Origin of the sequence: Streptomyces sp. GESEQ-35 (assembly GCF_017948485.1) — a bacterium.
GTDB lineage: Bacteria > Actinomycetota > Actinomycetes > Streptomycetales > Streptomycetaceae > Streptomyces.
Window position 1 is genome coordinate 28,377 of the sequence record NZ_JAFFSX010000021.1, and the last position, 25,599, is coordinate 53,975.

The window sequence follows — 25,599 nt, forward strand, 5'->3', positions numbered from 1 at the left end:
GGTCAAGGATGTCGGGATCATGTCGAGATCGTTTCGGTGCAGGACCGGGATTTGGCCGATTTTAGGCCTTGTAGAAAATTAAATAGGGCCTCTTGTGCTTCTCCGGCGAACTAAACGATGGTGATGCGCAACGCGGCGTTCAGGCCGCGGTCGGTCGGCAGACGGCGGAGGTGCACCGGTGAGTGGTTCCCTGCGCGCGGTCGTGATCGGGACCGGAATGATCGGCGCGGTACACGCCGCGGCCATCCGCTCGGCCGGGGGCATCCTCGCCGGAGCGGTGGCATCGACTCCCGAGCGCTGCGCACAGATCGCCAAGGAGTGGGACGTACCCGCTCGGTATCCGGACTTCGACGCGGTACTCGCCGACGAGAGCGTCACGGTGGTGCACCTCTGCACACCCAACGCCCTGCACGTCCGGCAGGCCGAGGCGGCCCTGCGCGCCGGCAAGCATGTGATCTGCGAGAAGCCGCTGGCCACCTCCGCCGCCGACGCCGAGCATCTGACCGAACTGGCCGACCGCGCCGGGCTGTTGCTGGCGGTGCCCTTCGTCTACCGGTATCACCCGCTCGTCCGGGAGATCCGCGACCGCCGCCTGCGCGGTGAGTTCGGGGCGTGGCAGCTCATCCACGGCAGCTACCTCCAGGACTGGCTGCTGGCCGAGGACGCGACGTCGTGGCGGGTGGATCCGGCCGAGGGCGGGCCCTCGCGAGCCTTCGCCGACATCGGATCCCACTGGTGCGATCTGGTGGAGTGGGTCGCCGGAGTCCGCTTCACCGAACTGACGGCACGCATCGGCACCACGTTCGCGAACCGGCCCACCGAGGACGTGGCCGCCTTGCTGCTGCGCACCGAAGCCGGTGTCCTCGGCACGCTGACGGTCTCCCAGGTCTCCGCGGGCCGCAAGAACCGGCTGTGGTTCGAACTCGACGGCGCCGACGGCAGCGCGGTCTTCGACCAGGAAAACCCCGAGACCGCCTGGCTGGGCGCCCAGGACGGCGCACGGATTCTCGTACGCGATCCGCAGCACGGCTCCGCCGAACAGCGGCGGCTCTCCCGGCTGCCCGCCGGACACGCACAGGGCTACGCCGACTGCTTCAACTCCTTTGTCACCGACGCCTATACGGCGATCGAGGGCGGCGCGCCCGAAGGCCTGCCCACCGGCGCGGACGGGCTGCGCTCGGCGCGACTCGTCGAAGCCGTGCTGAGGTCGGCCGGCTCCCTCGCATGGACCGGCGTGGACGGCCCCGCCCTCAGCCACGAGAGCCAGGAGGCCCCCGTATGAAACTCGGAATGCTCACAGCCTGTCTCCCGAACCTCTCCTTGACGCAGATCGCCGCCTGGGCGAGCGAGGCCGGATACGAGGCTCTGGAGGTCGCCGCCTGGCCGCGGACCGGCGGCCGTGACTTCGAAGCCGCACACCTGCCAGTGTCCGACTTCGGCCCCCAACAGGCCGCCGAGACCCGCGAGTTGTTCGAGCGCCACCGCCTCCAGCTCCCGGCGCTCGCGTACTACGAGAACAACCTCCACCCCGATGCCGGGCGCCGGGAACAGATCCACGCCCACCTCAAGAAGGTCATCGACGCGGCGGCCTCCCTCGACGTTCCGTACGTCGGCACCTTCGTCGGCCGCGACTGGACCCAGCCGGTGGCGCACAGCCTCCGCGAGGCCGAGAAGATCTTCCCCGAACTCGTCGAGTACGCGGGCGAACGCGGCGTACGCATCATCATCGAGAACTGTGTGATGGAGGGCTGGCACCCGGACGGCTACCCGGGCAACCTCGCGTACTCGCCGGAGCTGTGGGAGTGGATGTTCTCCCTCGGGCTCTACCTCAACTGGGATCCGTCGCACCTCACTTGGATCGGCGTCGATCCGGTGAAGACCATCGCGCCGTACGCCGACCGGATCGTCCACGCCCAGGCCAAGGACGCCGAGATCCTGCCCGGCGCGATCGACCGCTACGGCGTCTTCGGCAAGGCGGTCGGGCGCGACGACCCCTGGGACAACGGCTGGTGGCGCTACCGCGTCCCGGGCCGCGGCCAGGTCGATTGGAACGCCGTCGTGGACGCCCTGTACGAGAACGGGTTCACCGGGACGCTCTCGGTCGAGCACGAGGACCCCGTGTGGAGCGGCACCGAGGAGAAGGTCAAGACGGGGCTGGAGATCGCCCACCGCACGCTGCGGCCACTGATCGCGGCCTGACGGGCCGTACCCAGCCCGCCACTTGACCGACACGCCCCCCAACTGACAAGAAAGCGCAGGAGATTCATGGCTCAGGAGAACACGCGGCACCGCATCGGGATTCTGGGCGCGGGCAACATATTCGGCCGTTACGTCGAAGGCCTGCGTAATTTCCCGGAGCTGGAAGTGGTCCGCGTCGCCGACATCGACCCGGCCCGCGCCAAGCAGGCCGCCGCCGAATTCGGCATCCCGGAATGGGGGGACGACACCGAACTCCTCGCCGACGACAGCGTCGAGATCATCATCAACATCACGCCGCCGCAGTTCCACGCGAAGACCACCATCGCCGCGCTGGAGGCCGGCAAGCACGTCTACGCGGAGAAGCCGCTTGCCGTCACCGTCGAGGAGGGCAGGAGCATCCTCGAAGCCGCGGCGCGCACCGGGCGCCTGCTGGGATCGGCACCCGACACCTTCCTGGGCAGCGCCGTGCAGACCGCGCGGCACGCGATCGACGCCGGGCTGATCGGCGAGGTCGTCGGCACCACCGCCTTCGTACGCTCCAGCCGCGCCGAGACCTGGCACCCCGACCCCCGTTCCTTCTTCCAGCCGGGCGCCGGGCCCGTGTTCGACATGGGGCCCTACTACCTGGCGGCCCTGATCAACTGCCTCGGCCCGGTGAGTTCGCTCTCCGCGGCCACCCGCATCGGCGCGAAGACCCGCAAGGTCACGAGCCCCGACCGCGTGGTCGACGAGATCACCGTCGAGGTGCCCACCCACGCTTCCGCCGTGCTGACCTTCGACTCCGGGGCGATCGGCACCGTCCTCATGAGCTTCGACGTCTGGGACACCGAACTGCCACGGATCGAGATCTACGGCACCGAGGGCACCCTCGCGCTGCCGAACCCCAACTTCTTCGACGGCGACGTACGGATCAAGCGCCACCAGGACACCGACTGGGAGGTGCTCACCCCGGTGACCGAACTGTTCGGCGCCGTGGGCACACCCGAGCAGCACCGCCGGGGCCTGGGAGTACGGGACCTCGTCGGCGCGCTCGCCGGCGAGCCGCACCGCGCGAACGCCCAGTTCGCCTTCCACACCCTGGAAGTCCTCGCGAGCTTCGAGATCGCGCAGCAGGAGAGCCGGGTCGTCGCGCTGGAGAGCAGCTGCGAGCGCCCCGAGCCCCGCCAAGCCCGCTGATCCCGAGCCGCGCCCCACAGTCTGAAAGGACCCGAGAACATGAAGATCAGGCAGGACCGTCTCGCCATCAACCCCCTGCAGTGGGTCGCGAGCCCCGACGGCTGGATCGACCCCACCCTCGCGCCGGCGCTGGAGAACCGCCTGGAGGTCATCCGCGACGCGGGCATCACCGCCGTACACAGCGACGTCCCCGGCGACATGAAGGCCGCGACGTACGCCGCGCTGCTGGCCGAGCACGGACTCAGCGCCGCGCCCGGTTACGTTCCCGTACGGCTCACCGAGGACGAGACCGAGCGGCAGCAGTACCGGGACACCGCCGCGCGGGTCGCCGAACAGCACGCGGAGCTCGGCGTGCCCACGATGTTCCTCGCCATGGGGATGGCCAAGGACGCGGTACGCGTGGCCCGCCCGGCGGTCGGTCAGGACGCCGACCAGGACCGGCTGGAACGCGTACGGGACCTGCTCGCGGAGACGGCCGGCATCATCCGCGCTCAGGGGATCACCCCCGCCTTCCATCCGCACGTGGGCACCTGGGCCGAGACCGAGGAGGAGACCCGCTTCGTCCTCGACACCGTCGACGCCTCCGTCCTCGGTTTCGGTCCCGACATGGGCCACCTGGCCTGGGCGGGCGCCGACGCCGCGCAGCTCGTCCGCGACTATGCCGACCGCGTGGCGAGCGTCCACATCAAGGACCTCGACCTCGGCCTCGCCGCACGGGCGAGGGAGGCGGGCTGGGACTACCGCAGGACGGTGAAGGCGGGTCTGTGGTCCGAGCCGGGCCACGGAAACGCCGACATTGAAGGCTTCGTCGGCGCGCTCCCGGACGGCTTCGACGGCTGGCTGATCATCGAGGTCGACCGCGGGGCCCAGCCGACCCCGGAGGAGAGCGTCCGACGCTGCGGGGAGTGGGCCGCCAAGTACGTGCGGTGACCCACAGGCTCGGAACGTCGAATGACTGGTTGCTCACACCCGGGGAGCGGGACGACCAGGGGGAGCCGAGGAGACAGTGGTAATGGAACAGATGGAGAGATCATGCGCAAGACAGCGGCGTTCATCGGCGCCGGATTCCTGACCATCACAACCGCGGCCTGCGGCGGCACCGGCTCGACCGGCGCCACCGACAAGACGCTGACCATCTCCGAGTCGGTCACGGCCACGCCGTGGGACCTCGCGAAGGCCAACATGGGCCCCGAGGCCCCGTACTACCAGCCGGTCTACGACACGCTGATCCGGCTGAACACGAAGAACGAGCCCACCCCGAACCTGGCCACCTCGTGGACGTACGACAAGGCCGAGACCACCCTGACGCTGAAGCTGCGCAGCGGTGTGAAGTTCACCGACGGCACAGCGCTCGACGCGCAGGCCGTCAAACAGAACCTCCTGCACACCAAGAGCGGTACGGGCACGGCCGCCGGCGAGATCCAGGACATCTCGAGCGTGGACGCCGTGGACGCCCAGACCGTCGCCATCAAGCTGAGCCACCCCACCGCCGCCCTCCTCCCCGCCCTGGGCCAGGTCTCCGGCATGATCGCCAGCCCCAAGTCACTGGAGAACCCGAAGGCTCCCGTCGGGTCCGGCCCGTACCAGCTGGACGCCTCGGCGACGACGGCCGGGCAGACGTACACCTACACGCGGAATTCGGGTTACTGGAACGCGAAGGCATTCCCGTACGACAAGATCGTCATCAAGTATCTGGCCGACCCGACGGCACGTACCAACGCCCTGCTCTCGGGCCAGCTCGACGGCGCCTCGCTCAGCCTCAGCCGCGTCAAGACAGTCAAGGGCCGTGGCCTGAACGTGGTCACCTATCAACCCGGCGACATCGAGGGCCTGTTCATCTGGGACCGGGCCGGCAAGACCGTCCCCGCGCTCGGCAAGCTGAAGGTCCGACAGGCGCTCAACTACGCCTTCGACAAGCAGGCCATCATCAAGACGGCCAAGACCGGCCTCGGCGAGCCCACCACGCAGCTGTTCGCACCGTGGGAGGAGGGCTACGACACCTCGCTGAACTCCACGTACTCCTACGACCCGGCGAAGGCCAAGAAGCTCCTCGCCGAGGCCGGTTACCCGAACGGTTTCTCGGTCACCCTCCCGGACTTGTCCGCCCTCTTCCCGCAGGAGCAGGCAGCCCTCACCCAGTCCCTCAAGGACATCGGCATCAAGGTGAAGCTGGACAACCTGCCGAGCGACCAGATCTTCAGCAGCATGTTCGCCGGAAAGTACGCCCTGTCCTACTTCAAGATGGGTGCCCCGACCTCGTGGGACAAGGTTCAGCTGGAGCTGACCGAGAAGTCGGCCGGGAACCCCTTCAAGTACCACGACGCCAAGGCCGACGGCCTGATCTCGCAGATCTCCAAGGCGACCGGAGCCGAGCGCAGCGCGCTGTTCAAGGAGCTCAACACCTACGTCGTCGACCAGGCGTGGGACGCCCCTTGGACTCCCACCGTGAACGCCTACGCGACCGCCAAGGACGTGAAGGTGACACCGCAGCCCGGCATCATTTTCCCGCCGATCTACAACTTCGCGCCGGCGACGAGCTAGCAGCGACGAGCCAGCAGCAACGATCTAGACGAGCCAGCAGCAACGATCTAGTGGCAAGGCCGCTGTGACCTGCGGAAGGAGGAACTGACCGTGCTTGTCTTCTTGTTCCGGCGCATCGCCGCCGGTGTCGTCCTGGTGGTCGTCGTGGCCACCGCGACGTTCCTGCTGCTCAGCCTGACCGGCACCGACGTGGCCCGCAACATCCTCGGCGAGACCGCCTCGTCGTCCCAGGTGTCCGCCAAGGCCCGTGAACTCGGCCTCGACGAACCCCTGGTGGTCAGGTACGGGCACTGGATCGACCAGGCCGTGCGCGGCGATCTGGGCCAGTCCTGGTTCACCGGCGACTCGGTGAACCAGTCCCTGGCGGACACCCTTCCGGTCACGCTCTCCATCGTCCTCGTCGGCATGCTGATCGCCCTGGTCCTCAGCATCGCGTTGGGAACCGTGGCGGCGCTGCGCGGCGGCTGGGTGGACCGGGTCGTGCAGTTCGCCGCGGTGCTCGGCACCGCGATCCCCAGTTTCCTGATCGCCCTGGTCCTCGCGGTCGTCATGGCAGTCCAGCTCGGACTGCTGCCGGCCACCGGATATGTCGCCCTTGGCACATCCGCCACGGGATGGCTCCAGTCGGTCATCCTGCCCGCCGTGGCACTGGCGGTCGCGGCCACGGCGGCCACGGCGATGCAGGTGCGCGGGGCACTGATCGACGTCCTGCGGGCCGACTTCGTCCGCACGCTGCGCAGCCGGGGGCTCAGCACACGCAGTGTTGTGTACAAGCACGCGCTGCGGAACGCCGCCCCACCCGCCCTGACCGTGCTCGCCCTCCAGTTCATCGGCCTGATCGGCGGCGCGGTCGTCGTGGAGAAGGTGTTCGGGCTGCCGGGCATCGGCACGCTCGCCAACTCGGCGGCCGTCCGGGGAGACGCGCCCGTCCTGCTCGGCACGGTCGTGGTGACCGTGGCCGTCGTCGTCGCCGTCAACCTCCTGCTGGACATCGCGTACGGCTGGCTCAACCCGAAGGTGCGTGTCTCATGACCGTCCCGGAGACCGCCGCGATCCCGAAACGGGACCGCCTCCTGCGCCGGACCCTGCGCGACCCGCTGGCCGTCGGCTGCCTCGTGGTCCTGGCGCTGGTGATCCTCGCGAGCCTGGCCGCCCCGCTGCTCACCGACCAGGCACCCGACCACAGCGTCCTGGCGGACACCCTCGCACCGATCTCGGGCGCCCACCCGCTCGGCGGCGACGGCGTCGGCCGGGACGTGCTGTCCCGGCTGCTGTACGGCGGCCGGACCAGCCTGCTCGGCGGAACGCTCGCCGCTCTGGTCGCCTTCCTGGTCGGCGGCCCGCTCGGCCTGGTCAGCGGCTTCTACCGGGGCTGGTTCGACGCGGTCGCCGGCTGGATCATCAACGTCATCATGGCCGTGCCCGCCATCATCGTGATGCTGGTGGTGATGGCGGCCGTCTCCCAGGACCTCAACGTCGCGATGATCGTCCTGGGCGTCATCATGGCGCCGATGGTCTTCCGGCTGATCCGCGCCTCGGTGGTCTCGGTGCGCGAGGAACTGTACGTCGACGCCGCGCGGGTCTCCGGCCTCGGCGACCCCCGCATCATGCGGCGGCACATCCTGCCGGTGGTCATCGCGCCCTCGGTCATCCAGGCGACGCAGCTGTTCGCGGTGGCGATCGGCATCCAGGCCGGTCTGTCCTTCCTCGGTCTGGGAAAGTCGTCCCAGGCCAGCTGGGGCGCGATGCTCAACGACGGGTTCACCAACGTCTACACCACACCGACGCTGCTGGTGTGGCCGGGCCTCGCGATGGGCGTGACCATCCTGGCGGCCAGCCTGCTCGGCAACGCGGTGCGCGACGCACTGGGGACGACGGAGACCCGTGTGGTCCGCCGTCGCCGGCCGGTGCCGAGGAAGACCGCTGCCGGGGTGCCGCCGCTGTCCGATCGCCTGCTCACCGTGGAAGGCCTCCGCATCAGCTACCCGAAGCCCGGAGGTTCCGGCGGCTCCCGCGGCTCTGGAGGTCCCGGCGGCTCCGGTGGCGACAAGATCGTCGTCGACGGAGTCAGCCTCACCGTGGAACGCGGTGAAGTCCTGGGCCTGGTGGGCGAGTCCGGCTCCGGCAAGAGCCAGACGGCGTTCGCCGTCCTCGGACTGCTGCCGGACGAGGCCGAGGTGACGGCAGATCAGATGGCCTTCACGGGAAAGGAGTTGCTCGGTGTGAGCCGGGCCGCACTCAACGCCCTGCGCGGCCGTGGGATCGGATACGTTCCGCAGGAGCCCATGTCCAACCTCGACCCCTGCTTCCGTATCGGCTCCCAGCTCGTCGAACCCATGCGCAAGCATCTGGGGCTCTCCAGGGGCGAAGCCCGCGCCAAGGCGCTGGAGCTCCTGGCGCGCGTCGGCATCCCGGACCCGGAGCGGGTGTTCAAGTCGTACCCGCACCAGGTCTCGGGAGGCATGGCCCAACGCGTACTGATCGCGGGCGCAGTGTCGTGCGATCCACAACTCCTGATCGCCGACGAGCCGACCACCGCGCTCGACGTCACCGTCCAGGCCGAGGTGCTCGACCTCATGCGCTCCCTCCAACAGGAACGCGAGATGGGCATGATCCTCGTGACCCACGACTTCGGCGTCGTCGCCGACATCTGCGACCGGGTCGCCGTCATGCAGACCGGACGCATCGTCGAGACGGCACCCGTCGAGAAGATCTTCGCGGCGCCCGAGCACGCGTACACGCGGATGCTCCTCAATTCCACGCTCGAAGGCGGCCCCGCGCGCGCCGCCCTGGACGCCCCCTTGAAGGAGGTGACGTCATGACCGCTCGCCCCGCGGCCCCGACCCCGCTGCTCGAACTCGAAGACGTCGTCGTGGAGTACCCCGGCAAGGGCCGTCGTGCGAAGCCCTTCCGCGTCCTGCACGGAGTGTCCCTGTCGATCGCGCCCGGCGAGACACTCGGCCTGGTCGGCGAGTCCGGCTCCGGCAAGACGACCCTGGGCCGGGCGGTCCTCGGCCTCGCTCCCGTCACCAGCGGCGAGATCCGTTACGGCGGCAGGCCGGTCTCCGGGCTCGGCAAGCGCGAGCGGCGGGCGCTGAGCAAGGACATCCAGGTCGTCTTCCAGGACCCGTTCACCTCGCTGAACCCGGCCATGACCGTCATGGACATCCTCACCGAACCGATGCTCGTGACCGGTGTCTCGCGCACCGACGCGGAACGCCGCGTCCAGACCCTGCTCGACCATGTGTATCTCCCTCACGACGCTGCGCAGCGACTGCCCCGGGAGTTCTCCGGCGGCCAGCGGCAGCGGATCGCCATCGCGCGCGCCCTGTGCCGGGATCCCAGGCTGATCGTGTGCGACGAGCCGGTCAGCGCCCTGGACCTGTCCACGCAGGCACGGGTGCTCGACCTGTTCATCGAGATCCAGGAGGCGACGGGGGTGGCGTATCTGTTCGTCACGCACGACCTCTCCGTCGTACGACACATCAGCCACCGGGTGGCCGTGCTGTATCGCGGTGACATCGTGGAGACGGGCGACGCCGCCCAGGTCACCGAGCACCCCGAACACGCCTATACGAAACGGCTGTTGCTCGCCGCGCCCGTCCCCGATCCCGAGCGGCAGGCGCAACGCCGGGCTGAGCGGCTGCGGTTGGCGCGGGAACGGGATGCGTCATGAGCGAGAGGTCTCCTGAGGACCTGATCACGGACACCCTTGCCCGCTACCTCGCCCTCTGCGACGTGCCGGTCCGTACGGAAGGTGAGTTGGGGGACCACTTCACCGAGGACGCGGTCTGGGAGGGCGGCGGCAGCGAGTACGCCGAGAAGTTCGGCCGCACCGAGGGCCGCCAGGCGATCGTGGAGATGCTGTCGACCTACCTGCCGCCCACCCCTCACTTCCGTACGAACGTGCACTTGCTCTTCCCCGGCACGGTCGAGGTCAAGGACGGTACCGCCCAGGGGAGTTGGCCGATGCAGCAGCTCTCGCGCTACGAGTCGGGCGCCACCGAGATGATGGTCGCCAAGCTCGACGTGACCTTCCGGATCGGCCCGGATCACCCTCGTATCTCGGCCTTCCGCACTGAGCGACTGTTCAGCGCACCGTTGACGGGAGAGCGATGAGCGCGGACACCCAAGACCGGACGATGTTCCTGACCTGCTACGCAGACACCCACCACTACGGCTGGCACCATGTCGACCTGTTCGTGCACGACAGCGCCGGCCGGGAGGTCAACTGGGTGCACTGGCAGGTCGATCAGGACGGCCCGGACGGCGCCGACGCGGCGACCGCGCGGGTCGAACCCGCCCTGCGTCGCACCAGCGAGTGGCAGCGCGGCGTCAGCGCCGACGGCAGTGAGTACTGGATCGCCCAAGCGGCATGGGCCGATTGAGATGTGCCTCGTCTACATCCTGGACGACGACGAGGAGTTGTGTACCTCGCTGGCCTGGCTCCTGGAGTCGGTGGGCATCCGCGCGCAGTGCTTCTCCGACGCCCGGGCCTTCCTGCGGTCCTACGACCGGGACCGGCCCGCCTGTCTGGTCCTCGACGTGCGGATGCCGGAGATCAGCGGATTCGGCGTCCAGGAGATGCTGAACGAGGCGGGGGCGGCGCTGCCCGTCGTCTTCGTCTCGGCGCACGGGGACATCCGGATGACGGTACGGGCCCTCCAGAACGGGGCCGTCGACTTCCTGGAGAAGCCGTACGACCCCCAGCACATGCTCGACGTCGTGCAGGCGGCGCAGCGGACGGCGCGGGAACGCTTCGACGAACTCGCCCAACGGCGCGACCTGCTCGGGCGGTTGGACACCTTGACCGCCCGCGAACGGGAGGTGCTGCACCTGGTGGTTGACAGCGTGCCCAGCAAACTGATCGCCGGGCGGCTCGGCATCAGCACGAAGACCGTCGACGTACACCGCACCCGAATCCGGGAGAAGACCGGCGCGGAGAGCATCGCGACGCTGGTCCGCGACGTACTCCGGCTGGGACTGCGGCTCCCCGCCGCCCGATGAGAGCGAGGGCAAGGCCGCATGAACGACCTCGAACAGGCCGACCGCTTGAATGACCTCGAACCGGCCGACTTCCGGGCCCTGACACAGGCCTTGAAGTACTGCGTGCTGCTCCACGACGCGAGGACGTACGACATCCTCTGGGCGAACCAGTCGGCCTGCGACCTGCTGGAGTGGACCGTCGACGAACTGAAGCCGCTCAAGGCCCCCGACATGAGCAAGAACGCCCGCCAGTACAGCCGCGAACTGGGGCACCGCTGGCTCGGGCAGGCGGTCGAGGACGGGGTCAGCGCCACCGAGTGGTGCTACCGCTCCAAGAGCGGCGAGGAGATCCTGACCGAGGCCATCGCGATCCGCGTGGACCTGCCCTCTCGCCCCGTCGTGATGGTCCAGTTCCGCGACATCGCCGAGGAGAAGGCCGTCCGCCGCGACCTGTTCCGCACCGAGGGACGACTGCGCACCTTCCTCGGCAATCTGGCCGAGGGCATCGTCGTCCTCGACGACGACGGCGGTGTGGTCTTCGCGAGCGAGTCCGCCGCCAAGCTGCTCGGCGTCGACGTACCGGCCCTGCACGGTGCCGACTTCGCGGACTACTGCCGCGACGGTGCTGTCCCCGAGCGTGAGGGCCGCTACCGCCTCGGCGCACCCGGCGGCGAAGCCCGCTGGTACGCGGTCACCTGCCAGGACATCGACATCGAGAGCGATCTGCGTGGCCGGCTTCTGCTCTTCTACGACATCACCGACCGGGTGCGCGCCGAGGAGGAACACCGTCGGGACACCCAGCACATGAACCACCTCGCCCGCTACAACGCCATGGGCGACATGGCGATGGCGATCGCGCACGAGGTGAGCCAGCCGCTCGCCGCCGCGTACAACTTCGTGGAGGGAGCCCGCGGGCGGCTCGCCGCCGGCGACGAGTCCGTCGCCTGGGGGCTGGACAACGCCGTACGGCAGATCGAGCGGGCCCGGCGGATCCTGGGCAGCCTGCGGCAGTACGTGGGCCGCTTGGAACAGTCCGAGCAGCTGACCGACCTCAACACGATCGTCGAGGACTGCGCCTACTTCATCGACGTCAGCGCCCAACAGCACGCCGTGGACGTCGAGTTCGACCTCACCGACCAGCCCCTCCCGGTGCGCTGCGAGAACGTCCTCATCGGGCAGGTCGTCATGAACCTTGCCTTCAACGCCATTGACGAGATGGCCGGTTGGCCGCCGGGGGAGCGCAAGGTCGAACTCACCACACGGCGGACGGCGGACGGAAACGCCGAACTCGCCGTCCGCGACCACGGCCGGGGCCTGCCGGCCGACCTTCCCGGCGACCGGATCTTCGACGGCGTCTTCACCGCGAAGGAGAACGGCAGCGGCATCGGCCTGGCCCTGAGCCACCGCATCATCACCCGTCACGGCGGCCGTATCCACGCGGCCGGGAACCAGCCGCAGGGAGCGGTCTTCCGCTTCGCTCTCCCGCTCGTGCCAGCCGCGGCCCTCTCGGAGGAGGACCATGCCTGACCAGGACATCCACGTGACCGGGCTGCGGGCCGAGCACCACAGGGAGCCACTCGGGATCGGCGAGCCCCGGCCCCGGCTGACCTGGCAGACCGTCACCACCCGTGCGGGCTGGACCCAGTCGGCGTACGAGATCCGGCTCACGGAAGGTGAGCGGGAGCTGTACACGGCCCGTCGCCTGTCCGCGGACTCGGTTCTGGTGCCCTGGCCCGGCGATCCCCTGCACTCGCGGCAACAAGTCGGCGTGTCCGTACGGGTATGGGGGAACGACGGCGCGGGCCCGAGCCCGTGGTCCTGGCCGCTGACCGTGGAGGCCGGGCTGCTCGAACCGTCCGACTGGCAGGCCCGCTTCGTGTCCCCGGCCTGGCCCGAGGCCACCGACCGGCAGGTCCCGCCGCCCGTGCTGCGCGGCACCTTCCGACTGCGCGCGCCCGTGGCGTCCGCCCGCCTCTACGCCACCAGCCACGGCTTGTACGAGGCCGAGATCAACGGCGTACGCGTCGGCGACCATGTCCTGGCCCCCGGCTGGACCCACTACACCGAGCGGCTGCGCCACCAGACGTACGACATCACCGAAGCGCTGCACCTGGGGAGCAACACGGTCGGCGTACTGCTGGCCGACGGCTGGTTCCGCGGCCGGATCGGCTTCGGCGGCGGACGCCGCAACATCTACGGAGACCGGCTGGCTGCCCTCGTCCAGATCGAGGTGCGCTACACCGACGGCACCACCGAGACCTTCGGCAGCGACTCGGGATGGCAGGCCGCGCACGGCCCGATCCTCACCTCCGGGATCTACGAGGGCGAGGAGTACGACGCGCGCCGCGAACCCGCAGAGTGGAGCCCGGTCGAGGTCCTACCGTACGACCTGGCGCCGCTCGTCGCCCCGGACGGCCCACCCGTACGCCGTACCGAAACGCTGGCTCCCGCCACCGTCCTCACCTCACCTTCCGGCCGTACGATCCTCGACTTCGGTCAGAACCTCGTCGGCCGCCTCCGTATCCGGGTCACCGGCGAGGCCGGACACACCGTCACCCTACGCCACGCCGAAGTGCTGGAGGACGGCGAACTCGCCGTCCGCCCGCTGCGCGAGGCCCGCGCCACGGAGACGTTCACCCTGCGGGGTGAGGCGGACGGCGAGGAGTGGGAGCCGCGTTTCACCTTCCACGGCTTCCGCTACGCCGAAGTCACCGGGTGGCCGGGAGACATCGGCGACGGCGACATCCACGCCGTCGTCCTGCACACCGACATGCGCCGCACCGGCTGGTTCAGTTGCTCCGATCCGCTGCTCAACCGCCTGCACGAGAATGTGGTGTGGAGCATGCGCGGCAACTTCGTCGACATCCCCACCGACTGTCCGCAGCGCGACGAACGGCTCGGCTGGACCGGCGACGTGCAGATCTTCGCCCCCACCGCGACCTTCCTGTACGAGTGCTCCGGCCTGCTGCGCACCTGGCTGACCGACCTCGCCGCCCAGCAGTACCCGGACGGCCGGGTCCCGATGTACGTGCCCTTCTTCCCCGACCGTTTCCCCGAACTGCGCGCCGCCGCCTGGGGCGACGCGGCGGTCGTCGTGCCGTGGGTGATGCACGAGCGCTACGGCGATCTCGGCATCCTCGCCGCTCAGTTCGACAGCATGAAGGCCTGGGTCGACGGCATCACCGCCGTGGCCGGCGACCGGCACCTGTGGAACACCGACCGTCAACTCGGCGACTGGCTCGACCCCACCGCCCCACCGGACCGCCCCGGCGACGCGCGTACCGACAAACACCTGGTCGCCACCGCCTACTACGCCCACTCAGCCTCCCTGCTCGGCCGCACCGCCCAACTCCTCGGCAGGGACGACGACCACGCGCACTACACGAAGCTGGCCGAGGCGGTACGGGCCGCCTTCCGCGACGAGTACGTCACCCCGGACGGTCTCCTGACGAACGACGCCCAGACCGCGTACGCCCTCACCCTGCGCTTCGGCCTGCTCACCGACGCCCAACGGGCTCAAGCCGGACGTCGCCTCGCCGAACTTGTCCGTGAGGGCGGCTTCCACATCGGTACCGGCTTCGTCGGCACGCCGCTGATCTGCGACGCGCTGTGCGACGCGGGGGAGTACGACACGGCGTACCGGCTGCTGCTGACGAAGACGTGCCCGTCGTGGCTCTACCCGGTCACCATGGGCGCGACCACCGTCTGGGAACGCTGGGACAGTATGCTGCCGGACGGCACGGTCAACCCCGGCGAGATGACCTCCTTCAACCACTACGCCCTCGGCGCCGTCGCCGACTGGCTGCACCGCACCGTCGCCGGGCTCGCCCCCGCGGCCCCCGGCTACCGCCGCCTGCTGGTCCGCCCCCGCCCCGGCGGCGGACTCACCCACGCGAGTGCCGTACACGACACCCCGTACGGCCGCGCCGCCGTGTCCTGGTCCCACACCGACGGCGTGCTGCGCGTGACGGTCACGGTCCCGCCCGGCGCCACCGCGCTGATCGACCTGCCGGGCATGGCGGAGCACCCCGAAGTCGGCTCCGGCGAACACCGCTTCCTCACGGAGATGCCATGAACACCCGCTACCAGCACGCGACTCTGATCGACGGAACCGGAGCCGCGCCCGTCCCGGACGCGGTCCTCGTCGTGGACGACGCCGGTCTCATCGCCTACGCGGGACCGGCGGCCACCGCGCCCCCGACACCGACGGCGAAGACGGTGGACCTGCGCGGACGCACCCTGCTCCCCGGCTTCTTCGACTGCCATACGCACCTGTGCATGACCCCGGGACGCGGGCTCACCGCAGGCCTGACCACCGACCCGACGGTGGAGACCTTCGAGATCGCGCGGCGACTTCGCACGACCCTCGACGCGGGTGTCACGACGCTGCGCGACCTCGGTGGTCTGCCCGCGGGCTATCGCACGGCCGTCGAACGGGGTCTCGTCGAAGGCCCCCGGATCCAGACCGCGGTCAAGGTCATCGGCCACACCGGCGGACACGCCGACTGCTCGCTGCCCAGCGGTGTGAATGCCGCCCCGCACCTGACCGAGCTCGCCGACACCCCCGACGAGGTACGGATCGCGGCCCGGCGCATGCTGCGCGACGGCGCGGACGTCATCAAGGTCTGCGCCACCGGTGGCATGGGCAGCCCGCACGACGACCCCGACGACGAGGGGCTGACCCCCGACGAACTGAAGGCCGTCGTCGACGAGGCCCGACGGCATCGCGGGAAGACGGTCGCCGCGCACGCCCAGGGCACCGCCGGCATCCGCAACGCCCTCCGGGCCGGTGTCACCAGCATCGAGCACGGCTACGGAATGACCGACGAACTGTGCGATCTGGCGTTGGAACGGGGAGCCGTCCTCGTCCCCACCCTCGCCACGGTCTTCGCCCCACTCGACGAGGCGGCCATGCCCGACTACCACTTCCGCAAGAAGAGCCGCTGGGCTGGCATCACCAAGGAGAACATCGCGCACGCCATCGCCCGCGGCGTCCCGATCGCCCTCGGCACGGACGCCGGTGTCGTTGCGCACGGCCGAAATCTGAGCGAGTTGTCGCATCTGGTGGAACTCGGCATGGACCCGCTGGCCGCGATCACCTCAGGCACACTCACCGCGGCCCGGCTCCTCGGGGTCGACGACCGACTGGGTTCCCTGGAGGCGGGGAAGACCGCGGACTTCGTGGCTGTCGACCAAGACCCCTTGCACGACATCGGCACCCTTGGCCGACCGGAGAATGTCGTACTGGTCGCCCAGGCGGGAGCGCTGCGCAAGAACCTCCTTTGAGCAAGGGAGAGTTGGCGAGGAACGTAGCATCGAGTGGCGCTGCGCGCCCCCAAGCCCCTGCACGAGGAGCATGGTTGCGCTGGGGACAAGGGGTCGCAGGTTCCAATTCTGTCGTCCCGACGGTGCGAAGGTCACCGCGGGTCCATCCGCGCCGATGATCTTCTGGAACGGGCTTGGGCGGAAGGCGTCCGGCACTGGCAGACTCGCCGGCGGCCGATTTCTGCGGAAACACTCCGCAAGCGCCTGCAAATCGTCGCCTCACGATCTCGCTCACTGGTCGCTGTCCCGCGCACGGCAGCGTTCCGTAGCCCAGTAGTGGGCCACGGCCCGTGGCTGATCCGGATTTTGGTTGCGCAGGCCCATGGGCATGGGCGTAGGGGTGTCGCTGCGTGGGGACGTGGCGAGGCCGCGAGACACGGTTCGCACACTGCGGGCAATTCGCGCGCTGCCAGCAAGGGGAAGGTACGGCGGGCGGACATCGACGATGAGGAATCGGTTCACGCCCGGCCGCATGCCCAGAGAGGACGCCATCGCGCCGCAGCGCGGGTCACCTGGTCTGCGAGGCCGGCAGGAGCTCGAAGCTGGCCTGCGGTGAGCGCACGCCGTTGACCTGGAGTTCCATCGCGTGTCCGCCTGGGTAATAGCGGCGCGTGGTGACCGGCCGGAACGAGTGCTCGCGTCGCAGCCGCAACTCCTGGCCCGGCTCGACGGTGCGGGTGGTGAGCTTGAAGACCTTCGGGCGCATGGTTCCGTCGGCCGCGAGGTGGTGGATCACGTAGTCGATGGCCAGCCGGACTGGTGCCGAATCGGTGTTGCGGATGGTCGCGGTGAAGGTGAGGGTTCCGCCGATCGCCACCGCGGGGTCGGCGATGGTGGGTCCGGTCAGCTCCACGCTCGCGGGCGTGAAGCCGAGCAGTGCGAGCGCACCGGGGTGGGCCTGCTTGACCAGACCGCGCAGTCCGTGGCGGACCAGGCGAGGGGTGTGGTCGTCGGGCCGCGCGAGCCAGGCGGTGGCGGTTTCCACCACGAGGTCGGGGGCGTGCCGGCTCAGATCGTTGAGGTGGTTCGCGACCGAGCGTCGGACGTACTCGCTGTCGTCCCGGTAGAGCGCGTTCAGCAGCGGGAGAGTGGACTCGGGCATGTTGAGGATGGCGGGCACGCGCACAGCCCAGGGAAGGTAGGGGCGCGTGCCCTCCGAGGCCAGGCGGCGCACGTCCACGTCGTCTGAACAGGTCCAGGAAGCGATGACCTTCAGGGCCTGGTCCAGGTCGTGGTTGAGCAGGGTCCGCAGCGCGAACTCGGAGGTGAGCCGGCCCGTCAGCTCGGCGAGCAGCGCCAGCGCGTCCTCGAAAGTTCCGGGAGTGTCCTCCTGGGTGGCTTTGACGGCGACGGCGCTGGTGACCGGCCAGATCAGCCATCCGTCGAAGGGGACCTGGCTGTCACGGGCGGCCTGTCGTACGGCGTCGGCGAAGGAGACGTAGTCACCGGGCAGGTCGTCCAGCAGCGCGTCGCGCAGCAGGTCGGCACGGGCGCGCAGGCCCAACCCGTCAAGGCCGGTCGACGCCCGCCGTAGGGCGGACAACGGGGAGCCCGGCCGGACCTGGCGGATGGCGCGCACGAGGACCTGTGCGGTGACGCGGTTGATCAGATCGTCGGCGAAGGGCATCGGGCGGTCTCCAGGTGTATCGGGCTCAGGCCGTGTGCAGGACTTCGATCACACGCCAGTCCACGGTGGTGTGGTCGATCGTGTCGTGGACTGGTGAGGAGGCCATCTCGGTCATGATGCCCGCGGCCGAGGTGCGGGCCTGCTCCTCGCTGTCCCAGGCCACGATGTCGACGACGGTGCCGTCCTCGCGCACCGCGATGTTCCGCCACCGGTAGCCGGGCTGTCGCGCCAGGTAGGCATCGATGTCCTTGTTGGCCTCGACGAAGTCGGCGGCCGTGCGGCCCGGGGCCGGGGTCAGGGTGGTGATTTCCAGAACGTGCGTCATGACGGCTTCTCTCGATCGGGTTGCCGGTGCGGCGGAGGGCACCGTTTGGTGATCTCCACCCTGGGCGCTCGTCCGGAGGACGGGAAGGACGTACCGGCCAGGGTGCGGTGCACCCACCCTGCCGCGGCCTCCCTCGGTCTCCGCTGCTCGACCAGACTGGGTTCGACCGACCGGCCCCATGGTCAGGGCCTTCACCAGGAGGAATCCCTTTGCGTCTCGTCGTCCCTGCCCAGCCGCCCACAGTGGCCGGCGGTCGTCCGCGCGGTAGTGTCGGTCATATGCGGAACGCGCCCGTCAACGCCCTCGGCGACTTCCTGCGTGCCGGCCGTTCCCGCCTGGAACCGTCCGATGTCGGACTGCCCGCGGGCGGTGGCACCCGTCGGGTGAAGGGCCTGCGGCGGGAAGAGGTCGCCGTGCTGGCGGGCGTGAGCGCCGACTACTACATCCGTCTGGAACAGGGCCGCGAGACCCGCCCGTCACCGCAGGTGGTGGACGCGCTCGGCAGGGCACTGCGCCTGGGTGCCGATGCGCGCGGTCACCTGTTCCGCCTCGCCGGGATCAATCCGCGTCTGAAGGCCGACAGCTTGCGCGACCAGGTGCATCCCGACCTGTTGCGACTGTTCGACACGTTCCCGACGGCCGCCGCCTACATCCTGGGCCCCGCGTTCGACATCCTGGCCACCAACGCCATCGCCGACGCCCTCCTGGCCCCCTTCGAGGGGGAGAGCAGCATGCCGCGGATCCTGTTCACCCACCCGCGGGCCCGCGAGGTCTTCCCCGACTGGCAGTTGGTCACCAGCGCGACCGTGTACGCACTGCACCTGAACGCGGCCCGGTTCAGCGACGCCCCCGAGATCGACGACCTGGTCCAGGAACTGATCGAGGTCTCGGGGGAGTTCCGGACCCTGTGGAACGACCAGACCGTCCGGGCCCTCACCCGCGCCTACAAGGTGTTCGTCCACCCCGAGGTCGGTCGCATCGAGCTCACCTACCAGAGCTTCGACGTGCGCGACGCGCCCGGCCAGGAGTTGCTGGTGGGCTCGGCGGAGCCGGGAAGCCGCAGCGAGGAAGCCCTGACGTATCTCGCGTCCATGGCCGCTCCTCGGTTGCGGGGGTGACGGTGCCGGACGCGGTCCGCGTCAGTTCTGGGCCGTGGGGCGGACGATGATCTCGTTGACGTCGACATCCGCGGGCTGGGCGATCGCATATCCGATGGCCTCGGCGACCGCCGAGGCGGGCAGCCCGATCAGCTCGGTGGCGCCGCGTGCCGCGGCCTGTGCCTGTGCGTCACCGCCCTTGTCGGCCAGTTCGGAGCGGGTGAAGCCGGGGCTCACCACCGTGACGCGGAGGTCGGAGTTCTCCTGCCGCAGCCCTTCGGACAGGGCCCGCACCGCGTACTTGGTCGCGCAGTACACCGCGGCCGTGGGGTCGACCCGGTGGGCGGCGGTGGAGGCGATGTTGACGATGTGCCCGCAGCGGCGTTCCCGCATCGACGGCAGCACGGCCGCGATGCCGTGCAGCACTCCCCGCAGGTTCACATCGATCATCTGGTCCCACTCCGCGACGTGCAGGGCCGCCAGCGGGGCCAGGGGCATCACCCCCGCGTTGTTGACCAGTACGTCGATACGGCCGTGACGAGCCAGCGCCGTCTCTGCGAAGGTACGGACGCCGGCAGGGTCGGTGACGTCCAGCTCTGCGTACTCGGCGCTGTACCCGGCCTCGCTCAGCTCCTTGGTCAGCGCTGCGAGGCGGTCGGTGCGCCGGGCCCCGAGGACGACGTGATGGCCGGCCGCCGCCAGGTGGCGGGCGGTCGCCTCGCCGATGCCGCTGGACGCCCCGGTCACGAGAATGATTTGGGGGTCGGACGGGGTGGAAGTCGTGTTCACGGGACTCTCCGGAGTGGGGGACTTGGTGTCGGCAGCTGCCGACGTTCCGAGTCTTCGCCCGTGCGACTCCGGGAAGAAGGCCGTGCCGACGTGGGTGCCACACACCCTCCTTCTTGCCGGCGATCAGCAGGCGCAGCACTCACCAGTGGAAGCGTGGGCGAGGCCGTCGGTCGCCTGGAGACTTTCCGCGGACAGCTCCGGCCCGGCGTGTTCGAGGGATCATCCGGCTGAGGTCTGCAGCGGCGCCCTCGTACGGAAGGACGAGCCGAGGCATGGCTTCGCCGACCGTGCTGCGATGGGCGCGCAGGCGGGCGTCGTCCAGCCTGCCAGGTGCCATGGCGCCTGCCGGTGTCCAAGCGCTGGCCAGGGGCGGGAGCGAACGTGAGCAGATCCTCGGCGGTGAACGCCTTGGGTACGCGCCCGTCGGCCTGACCGAATGCGTCGAGCACAGGACGTTCGCCGTCTGGCATTGCGTCACTGGGAGGCGGTGTTCGGTGCTTCGGTGCCGGTGCGGCCGGGCACCTCGGTCGTCCGGAGCTCGTCGCGGGTGCCGAGGGAGAGGGATCCGAGGAGGGCGAGAGAGCGTGCGGAGTCCGATCCCGGTTCCGGGTGGTAGATGACAAGGAGCTGGCCGTCGGTCCCGGCGATGGCCAGTTTCTCGAGGTACAGGTCGAGGTCGCCGACCTCGGGATGGCGCAGGCGGCTCCGGGTGCCCTCGCCGCGGCGTACGTCATGGCGTGCCCACAGGCGTCGGAAGCGGTCGCTCTTGAGGGACAGTTCGCCCACCAGGGCGGCCATGCGGGGGTCGTCGGGTTCGGCTCCCGCGGCGGCGCGCAGTCCGGCGACCACGGCGACTGTCGCGGTCGCCCAGTCCTTGTGGAGTTCCTGTTCCCGTGGGTCGAGGAAGGCCGCGCGCAGCCGGTTCACGCCGGGGGTCCAGTTCGGGGAGAGCGCCCGGGCGATCGGGTTGGCGGCGAGGACGTCGAAGTACTTCCCCTGTACGAGCGCCGGCATGGGCAGCTGGTCGAGCAGGAGCAGGATGCCGGCCGGTACCCTTTCGGGCTTCGTGCGGGGGGCCTTGCGTGACCGGGCCTGGGCGAGGCCGATCATGTGGGCGGTCGCATCGGTGTCGAGGTGCAGGACGCCTGCGAGCGCGTCGAGGACCTGGACGGAGGGGTGGCGGTCGCGCCCCTGTTCCAGCCGGAGGTAGTAGTCCGAGCTGATGCCGGCGAGCATCGCGACTTCCTCCCGTCGCAGTCCGGGCACACGCCGCAGTCCGGTGCTGCGCAGCCCGACGTCCTCCGGCTGAACCAGTTCCCGCCGGGCGCGCAGGAACTCACCGAGTGCATTCGAGCTGTCCATGGCAACCACGGTAGGCCGGATCTCCCGCGGGTGACTGTCCCTGACGCTCCCAGGAACACCGGGGTACTCCCACCGATACCGGACAGGCCGGAGAGTCGTAGCAGAGCCCCACATCACTCGGTGCGAACCGGGATGCCCTGGCGCTCCTCTGCGATACGGCGAATGCGATACGACGAAAGGGACGAACCATGACCACCACAGCTCCCGGCGGCACCCTCACGCTCGCGGACGACCTCACCGTCAGCCGCATGGGCTACGGCGCCATGCAGCTCGCCGGCCCCGGCGTCTTCGGGCCCCCGAAGGACCGCGATGAGGCCCTGGCGGTGCTGCGTGAGGCGATCGAGCTCGGCATCACCCACATCGACACCAGCGACTTCTACGGGCCGGCCGTCGTCAACGAGCTCATCAAGGAAGCCCTGCACCCCTACCCCGCGGGCCTGCACATCGTCACCAAGGTCGGCGCCCGCCGCGGTGACGACGGCGGCTGGATTCCGTCCCTGGAGCCCGCTGACCTCAAGGCCCAGGTACACGAGAACCTCCAGCACCTCGGCCTGGACGTCCTGGACGTCGTCAACCTCCGCCTCGGCTCCGTCGAGGGCACCTCCGAGGACTCCATCGCCGAGCAGTTCGGCGCCCTGGCTCAGCTCCAGGAGTAGGGCCTCATCCGCCATCTCGGTCTCAGCGGCGTCTCCGGCGCCCAGCTCACCGAGGCGCAGGCCATCGCGCCCGTCGTCACCGTGCAGAACCTCTACAACCTCGCCAACCGGCAGGACGACGACCTCGTCGACCGCTGCGCGGCGGAGAACATCGCCTTCGCCTCGTTCTTCCCGCTCGGCGGCTTCACCCCGCTCCAGTCCGACACGCTCACCAAGGTCGCCGCCCGCCTGGACGCCTCGCCGCAGCAGGTCGCCCTGGCCTGGCTGTTCCAGCGGTCCGCGACGACCGTCCTGATCCCCGGCACCTCCTCCGTCGGTCACCTGCGCGAGAACGTTGCCGCGGCCGACCTGGTCCTGCCCGCGGACGCGGTCGCCGAGCTCGACACCATCGGCAAGTAGCCCCCGGCTCCACGGGGGCGGCCCTTTGGAACACAACGGGCACAACGCGCAACATCCATGCCGGGCTGTCCGGACCGAAGGGAAGATCACATGCGTTCCGTTGTCGTCGTACTCGGAGCCTCGGGCGGCATAGGCCGCGCGGTCACCGCAGACCAAGTCGCCCATGGGCGGCACGTCGTAGCCGTTGCCCGTGGCGAGAAGACCCTCGCGATGCGTGATGAGCACATCACCCCGGTGCTCGGTGACGCCGCCAAGCCTGAAGACCTGGAAGAGGTGTTCTCCGTCGCGGCGGGCATCGGGCCGGTGGACGCGCTGGTCCACTCCGTCTTCGCCGACGCCCGCGTCCCGCTGACCGAACTCGACACCGCCGCCATGCAGCAGGTCTTCGCCGCGGGCGCCACCTCGGCGCTCAAGGCCGCCCAACTCCTGCACCAGCAGCCCGCCAGGACCACCGCCTGCGTCCTCGTCGGCTCCATCCATGCCGGATTCGGCGAAGCAGGCATGGCCGCATACTCCACGGCCAAGGCCGCGCTGCGGGGTATCAGCCGCTCCCTCGCCGTGGAATGGGGCCCAGAAGGGATGCGGACCAATCTCGTCGAGCCCGGCTTCGTACCCGTACCCCGCAATGAATCCCTGACGGACGACACCGTGCTGGAACAACTGCAACACGCGTACCCCAGCCCGCGCCTGTGCACCCCGGACGACGTCGCCCACCTCACCACGTTCCTCCTCAGCGACAGAGCCGAGTTCATCAACGGCGCGACCGTCCCCGTCGACGGCGGCGCGGGCGCCGTCCTCCCCGAGACCCTGCTGCGACGGCCCCCGGCCGCGCACGCCAAGGAGCAGTGACATGCCCAGAGCTGTCCGCTACGACCACTACGGCTCCCTCGACGTCCTGTACGTCGCCGAAGCCGACGTCCCCACCCCGGCGGCCGACGAGGTCATCGTCGAAGTCGTGAGCGCGGGGATCAACCCCGGTGAAGTCCCCGTCAGGGAAGGCCTCGCGCACGGCATCTGGCCGGCCGCGTTCCCCTCCGGCCAGGGCAGCGACTTCGCCGGCCGGGTCGTCGCCGTGGGCGCGGCGGTGTCGGCCCCCGCAGTTGGCGCGGAGGTGGTCGGATTCACCAACAACCGTGCCGCGCAGGCGGATTACGTCGCCGTCCCGGCGACGCAGGTGACGCTCAAGCCCGCGAACGTCGGCTGGGACGAGGCGGGTTCCCTGTTCGTGGCCGGTAGCACCGCCTACGCGGCCGTCCGAGCCGTCGAGGCGAAGTCGGGCGAGACGGTCGTGGTCACGGCAGCCGCCGGCGGGGTCGGCTCACTGGCGGTGCAACTGCTGTGCCGCGCAGGAGTGCGCGTCCTCGCCGTCGCGGGCAAGGCCAACCAGGAGTGGCTGGCCTCCCTCGGGGCGGAACCGGTGGTGTACGGCGACGGCCTTGAGGAGCGGCTGCGTACCGTCGCGCCGGATGGCGTGGACGCGTTCATCGACGCGTTCGGTGACGGCTACGTCGATCTTGCCGTCAGGCTCGGGGTCGCCCCCGTACGTATCAACACCGTCGTCGACTTCCTCGGCGCGCAGAGGTTCGGCACCAGGAGCGACGGCGGCATGGCAGCGGCCACCGCGGACGTTCTCGCCGAACTCGCGGCCCTCATCGCCGCCGGTGAACTCACCGTCGAGATCGGCGCCAGCTACCCGATCGAACAGGTTCGGGAGGCGTACACGAAGCTCGCCGAGCGACACACCCGGGGCAAGATCGTCCTCCGGATGCGCTGACCGGGCCCTCTCGTTTGGCTGTCAACTGCCCAGGGGCAGAGGAGCGTTGGGACTGTCCTTGAACTCGACCGTGGTGAAGACCAGGGGTGTGGGACCTGTGTTCTCCAGATCGTGGAGGAGGTACTGGCCGGGGCGGAAGCTGAAGTGCCGGTTCTCGCCCGGGTGGTACTCGACCTCCCGGGTGGGGCCTTCGTCGGTGTGCTGGCGGCTGCGGCCGCCGGTGATGGCCGTCCAGAAGTAGTCCAGGACATGCCGGTGGGCCGGCACCCGCTCGCCCGGGGCGAGACGGATCTCCCACACCCGGATCCGGCCGGTCTCGCCCAGCAGTGTCTGGCCGACCTGCACGTTGAACGCGTTGCGCCGGAATTCCTGGAGCAGGTGCGCAGGCCGGCCCTGGAAGCCGTCGGAGACCAGGTCCCCGGGCGAGCGGCAGCCCAGCGGGTGGCCTACGGCGAACTCCTCCAGGACGGGGAGGAGCGCGGCCAACTGGTCCCACAGGGGTTCGAGCAGGCAAGCCGGCAGCGCGGGCACGGCTGTCCTTCGTGATCACTGAGCGTAGAGATTACGAGCATGAGGTACGCGCAGGGCGGCGGGTCGACCGATCCTGAGTTCAGGGCAGGTTCACCACGGGAGGTTCCCGGATCGGTCGATGAACTGTCCCGTCGGCCCGCCCAGGCCGATCGTCGCGAGGGTCACGATGGACTCTGCGCCGTCGGCGACGCTGTGTCCGAGGCCGCCGGTGAAGTCGGTCGCACTCTGCCCGGGGTCTGCGGCGTTGGCCTTCACGTCCTTCAGTTCCTTGGCGTACTGCGTCGTGAGCATCGTGACGGCGGCCTTCGAGGCGCAGTAGAGGGGCAGGGCGTACTGCGACTCGATCCGCGCCGGGTCCTGGGTCATGCCGAAGGAGCCCATCCCGCTGGACACGTTGACGATGACGGGGTTCGGCGACTTGCGCAGCAGCGGGAGGAAGGCGTGCGTGACGCGCACGATCCCGACGACGTTCACGTCGAGCACGGCGCTCACGTCGGCCGCGGTGTACTCCTCGACGGGGCCGACCTTGCCGAGGACGCCGGCGTTGTTGACCAGGACGTCGATCGTTCCCTCATGCGCGGCGACATCCGCGGCCGCGGCCTGGACCGAGGCGTCGTCGGTCACGTCGATCTGAACGAACCGGGCGCCGAGCGACTCGGCCGCGGCCCGACCGCGCTCACGGTGGCGGGCACCGAGGAGTCCAGCCTCGACCAGCCGATCCGGACAAGGGCCGGACCAAGTTCGACTTCGCTCCCAAGATCACCTTCGCCGCGGCGCCCTGCTCCGGGACACCCGGTTCCACTCCTTCAGCG

The 25,599-nt window shown here is 69.8% G+C and carries 23 protein-coding genes and 2 pseudogenes; 18 read left to right on the plus strand and 7 right to left on the minus strand.

Annotated features, from left to right (window positions below; genetic code table 11):
- The first annotated feature begins 178 nt into the window (after positions 1 to 178).
- The 14 genes from KCH87_RS32515 (at position 179) to KCH87_RS32580 (ending at position 16,188) form a co-directional block, all read left to right on the plus strand.
- Positions 179 to 1,282 (plus strand): Gfo/Idh/MocA family protein, encoded by a 1,104-nt coding sequence (locus KCH87_RS32515; RefSeq protein WP_210590620.1) that lies wholly within the window; start codon positions 179 to 181, stop codon positions 1,280 to 1,282.
- Positions 1,279 to 2,199, plus strand: coding sequence for a sugar phosphate isomerase/epimerase (locus KCH87_RS32520; protein ID WP_210590624.1), 921 nt, complete (start codon positions 1,279 to 1,281; stop codon positions 2,197 to 2,199). The genes KCH87_RS32515 and KCH87_RS32520 overlap by 4 nt, the downstream gene beginning before the upstream one ends.
- Before the next feature lie 66 nt (positions 2,200 to 2,265).
- Positions 2,266 to 3,375: a Gfo/Idh/MocA family protein gene (locus KCH87_RS32525; RefSeq protein WP_210590627.1), complete on the plus strand. Its 1,110-nt coding sequence runs from the start codon at positions 2,266 to 2,268 to the stop codon at positions 3,373 to 3,375.
- A 39-nt stretch (positions 3,376 to 3,414) separates the two neighbouring features.
- Positions 3,415 to 4,305, plus strand: coding sequence for a sugar phosphate isomerase/epimerase (locus KCH87_RS32530; RefSeq protein ID WP_210590630.1), 891 nt, complete (start codon positions 3,415 to 3,417; stop codon positions 4,303 to 4,305).
- A gap of 102 nt (positions 4,306 to 4,407) precedes the next feature.
- The gene (locus tag KCH87_RS32535) at positions 4,408 to 5,916 is read left to right on the plus strand and encodes an ABC transporter substrate-binding protein (protein WP_210590632.1); all 1,509 of its coding nucleotides are present in this window, start codon (positions 4,408 to 4,410) and stop codon (positions 5,914 to 5,916) included.
- A gap of 90 nt (positions 5,917 to 6,006) precedes the next feature.
- Positions 6,007 to 6,948 carry an ABC transporter permease gene (locus KCH87_RS32540; protein ID WP_210590634.1) on the plus strand — a complete coding sequence of 314 codons (942 nt, stop codon included), beginning with the start codon at positions 6,007 to 6,009 and terminating at the stop codon, positions 6,946 to 6,948.
- Positions 6,945 to 8,738, plus strand: a complete 1,794-nt coding sequence (locus KCH87_RS32545; RefSeq protein WP_210590636.1) for a dipeptide/oligopeptide/nickel ABC transporter permease/ATP-binding protein — start codon at positions 6,945 to 6,947, stop codon at positions 8,736 to 8,738. The genes KCH87_RS32540 and KCH87_RS32545 overlap by 4 nt, the downstream gene beginning before the upstream one ends.
- The gene (locus KCH87_RS32550; protein WP_210590638.1) at positions 8,735 to 9,592 is read left to right on the plus strand and encodes an ATP-binding cassette domain-containing protein; all 858 of its coding nucleotides are present in this window, start codon (positions 8,735 to 8,737) and stop codon (positions 9,590 to 9,592) included. Before KCH87_RS32545 ends, KCH87_RS32550 begins: the two co-directional genes overlap by 4 nt.
- Positions 9,589 to 10,035: a nuclear transport factor 2 family protein gene (locus KCH87_RS32555; protein WP_210590640.1), complete on the plus strand. Its 447-nt coding sequence runs from the start codon at positions 9,589 to 9,591 to the stop codon at positions 10,033 to 10,035. Before KCH87_RS32550 ends, KCH87_RS32555 begins: the two co-directional genes overlap by 4 nt.
- Complete coding sequence (locus tag KCH87_RS32560; protein ID WP_210590641.1) at positions 10,032 to 10,304, plus strand: hypothetical protein; 273 nt, start codon at positions 10,032 to 10,034, stop codon at positions 10,302 to 10,304. The genes KCH87_RS32555 and KCH87_RS32560 overlap by 4 nt, the downstream gene beginning before the upstream one ends.
- Position 10,305: 1 nt before the next feature.
- On the plus strand, positions 10,306 to 10,923 hold the full coding sequence (locus KCH87_RS32565; RefSeq protein WP_210590643.1) for a response regulator transcription factor: 618 nt from the start codon (positions 10,306 to 10,308) through the stop codon (positions 10,921 to 10,923).
- 18 nt (positions 10,924 to 10,941) lie between these two features.
- Positions 10,942 to 12,429: an ATP-binding protein gene (locus tag KCH87_RS32570; protein ID WP_247197166.1), complete on the plus strand. Its 1,488-nt coding sequence runs from the start codon at positions 10,942 to 10,944 to the stop codon at positions 12,427 to 12,429.
- Entirely contained in the window at positions 12,422 to 14,977 is a 2,556-nt protein-coding gene (locus tag KCH87_RS32575; RefSeq protein ID WP_210590646.1) for a glycoside hydrolase family 78 protein, read from the plus strand. The genes KCH87_RS32570 and KCH87_RS32575 overlap by 8 nt, the downstream gene beginning before the upstream one ends.
- A complete protein-coding gene (locus KCH87_RS32580) occupies positions 14,974 to 16,188 on the plus strand; it encodes an amidohydrolase family protein (RefSeq protein ID WP_210590649.1) in 1,215 nt (404 codons plus the stop codon). The genes KCH87_RS32575 and KCH87_RS32580 overlap by 4 nt, the downstream gene beginning before the upstream one ends.
- Positions 16,189 to 16,735: 547 nt before the next feature.
- Here KCH87_RS32580 and KCH87_RS32585 read toward each other — a convergent pair.
- Both KCH87_RS32585 and KCH87_RS32590 read right to left on the minus strand, forming a co-directional pair.
- Entirely contained in the window at positions 16,736 to 17,854 is a 1,119-nt protein-coding gene (locus KCH87_RS32585) for a DNA alkylation repair protein (protein WP_210590652.1), read from the minus strand.
- Between the two features lie 25 nt (positions 17,855 to 17,879).
- On the minus strand, positions 17,880 to 18,179 hold the full coding sequence (locus KCH87_RS32590) for an antibiotic biosynthesis monooxygenase (RefSeq protein ID WP_210590654.1): 300 nt from the start codon (positions 18,177 to 18,179) through the stop codon (positions 17,880 to 17,882).
- Positions 18,180 to 18,457: 278 nt separating this feature from the next.
- Between KCH87_RS32590 and KCH87_RS32595 the strand changes: the two genes are divergently transcribed.
- Positions 18,458 to 19,297: a helix-turn-helix transcriptional regulator gene (locus tag KCH87_RS32595; protein ID WP_210590656.1), complete on the plus strand. Its 840-nt coding sequence runs from the start codon at positions 18,458 to 18,460 to the stop codon at positions 19,295 to 19,297.
- 21 nt (positions 19,298 to 19,318) lie between these two features.
- Here KCH87_RS32595 and KCH87_RS32600 read toward each other — a convergent pair whose 3' ends face one another.
- Together KCH87_RS32600 and KCH87_RS32605 are read right to left on the minus strand one after the other, a co-directional pair.
- Positions 19,319 to 20,065, minus strand: a complete 747-nt coding sequence (locus KCH87_RS32600) for an SDR family oxidoreductase (RefSeq protein ID WP_210590659.1) — start codon at positions 20,063 to 20,065, stop codon at positions 19,319 to 19,321.
- A 474-nt stretch (positions 20,066 to 20,539) separates the two neighbouring features.
- On the minus strand, positions 20,540 to 21,427 hold the full coding sequence (locus KCH87_RS32605) for a helix-turn-helix domain-containing protein (RefSeq protein ID WP_210590662.1): 888 nt from the start codon (positions 21,425 to 21,427) through the stop codon (positions 20,540 to 20,542).
- Between the two features lie 188 nt (positions 21,428 to 21,615).
- On the opposite strand from KCH87_RS32605, the pseudogene KCH87_RS32610 reads away from it, so the two are divergent.
- The 3 genes and pseudogenes from KCH87_RS32610 to KCH87_RS32620 all read left to right on the plus strand — a co-directional run bounded on the left by KCH87_RS32610 (position 21,616) and on the right by KCH87_RS32620 (position 24,256).
- A pseudogene (locus KCH87_RS32610) lies at positions 21,616 to 22,482 on the plus strand (oxidoreductase).
- A gap of 90 nt (positions 22,483 to 22,572) precedes the next feature.
- Entirely contained in the window at positions 22,573 to 23,331 is a 759-nt protein-coding gene (locus KCH87_RS32615) for an SDR family NAD(P)-dependent oxidoreductase (RefSeq protein ID WP_210590665.1), read from the plus strand.
- A 1-nt stretch (position 23,332) separates the two neighbouring features.
- The gene (locus tag KCH87_RS32620; protein ID WP_210590668.1) at positions 23,333 to 24,256 is read left to right on the plus strand and encodes an NADP-dependent oxidoreductase; all 924 of its coding nucleotides are present in this window, start codon (positions 23,333 to 23,335) and stop codon (positions 24,254 to 24,256) included.
- Between the two features lie 21 nt (positions 24,257 to 24,277).
- On the opposite strand, the gene KCH87_RS32625 is transcribed toward KCH87_RS32620, so the two are convergent.
- From KCH87_RS32625 to KCH87_RS32630, 3 genes and pseudogenes are all read right to left on the minus strand, one after another.
- Entirely contained in the window at positions 24,278 to 24,694 is a 417-nt protein-coding gene (locus tag KCH87_RS32625; protein WP_210590930.1) for a hypothetical protein, read from the minus strand.
- Positions 24,686 to 24,787, minus strand: a pseudogene (locus KCH87_RS49470) (IS5/IS1182 family transposase); the annotation flags it as partial. The gene KCH87_RS32625 and the pseudogene KCH87_RS49470, both read right to left, overlap by 9 nt.
- Positions 24,788 to 24,877: 90 nt before the next feature.
- Entirely contained in the window at positions 24,878 to 25,501 is a 624-nt protein-coding gene (locus KCH87_RS32630) for an SDR family NAD(P)-dependent oxidoreductase (protein WP_210590933.1), read from the minus strand.
- Positions 25,502 to 25,599 lie beyond the last annotated feature (98 nt).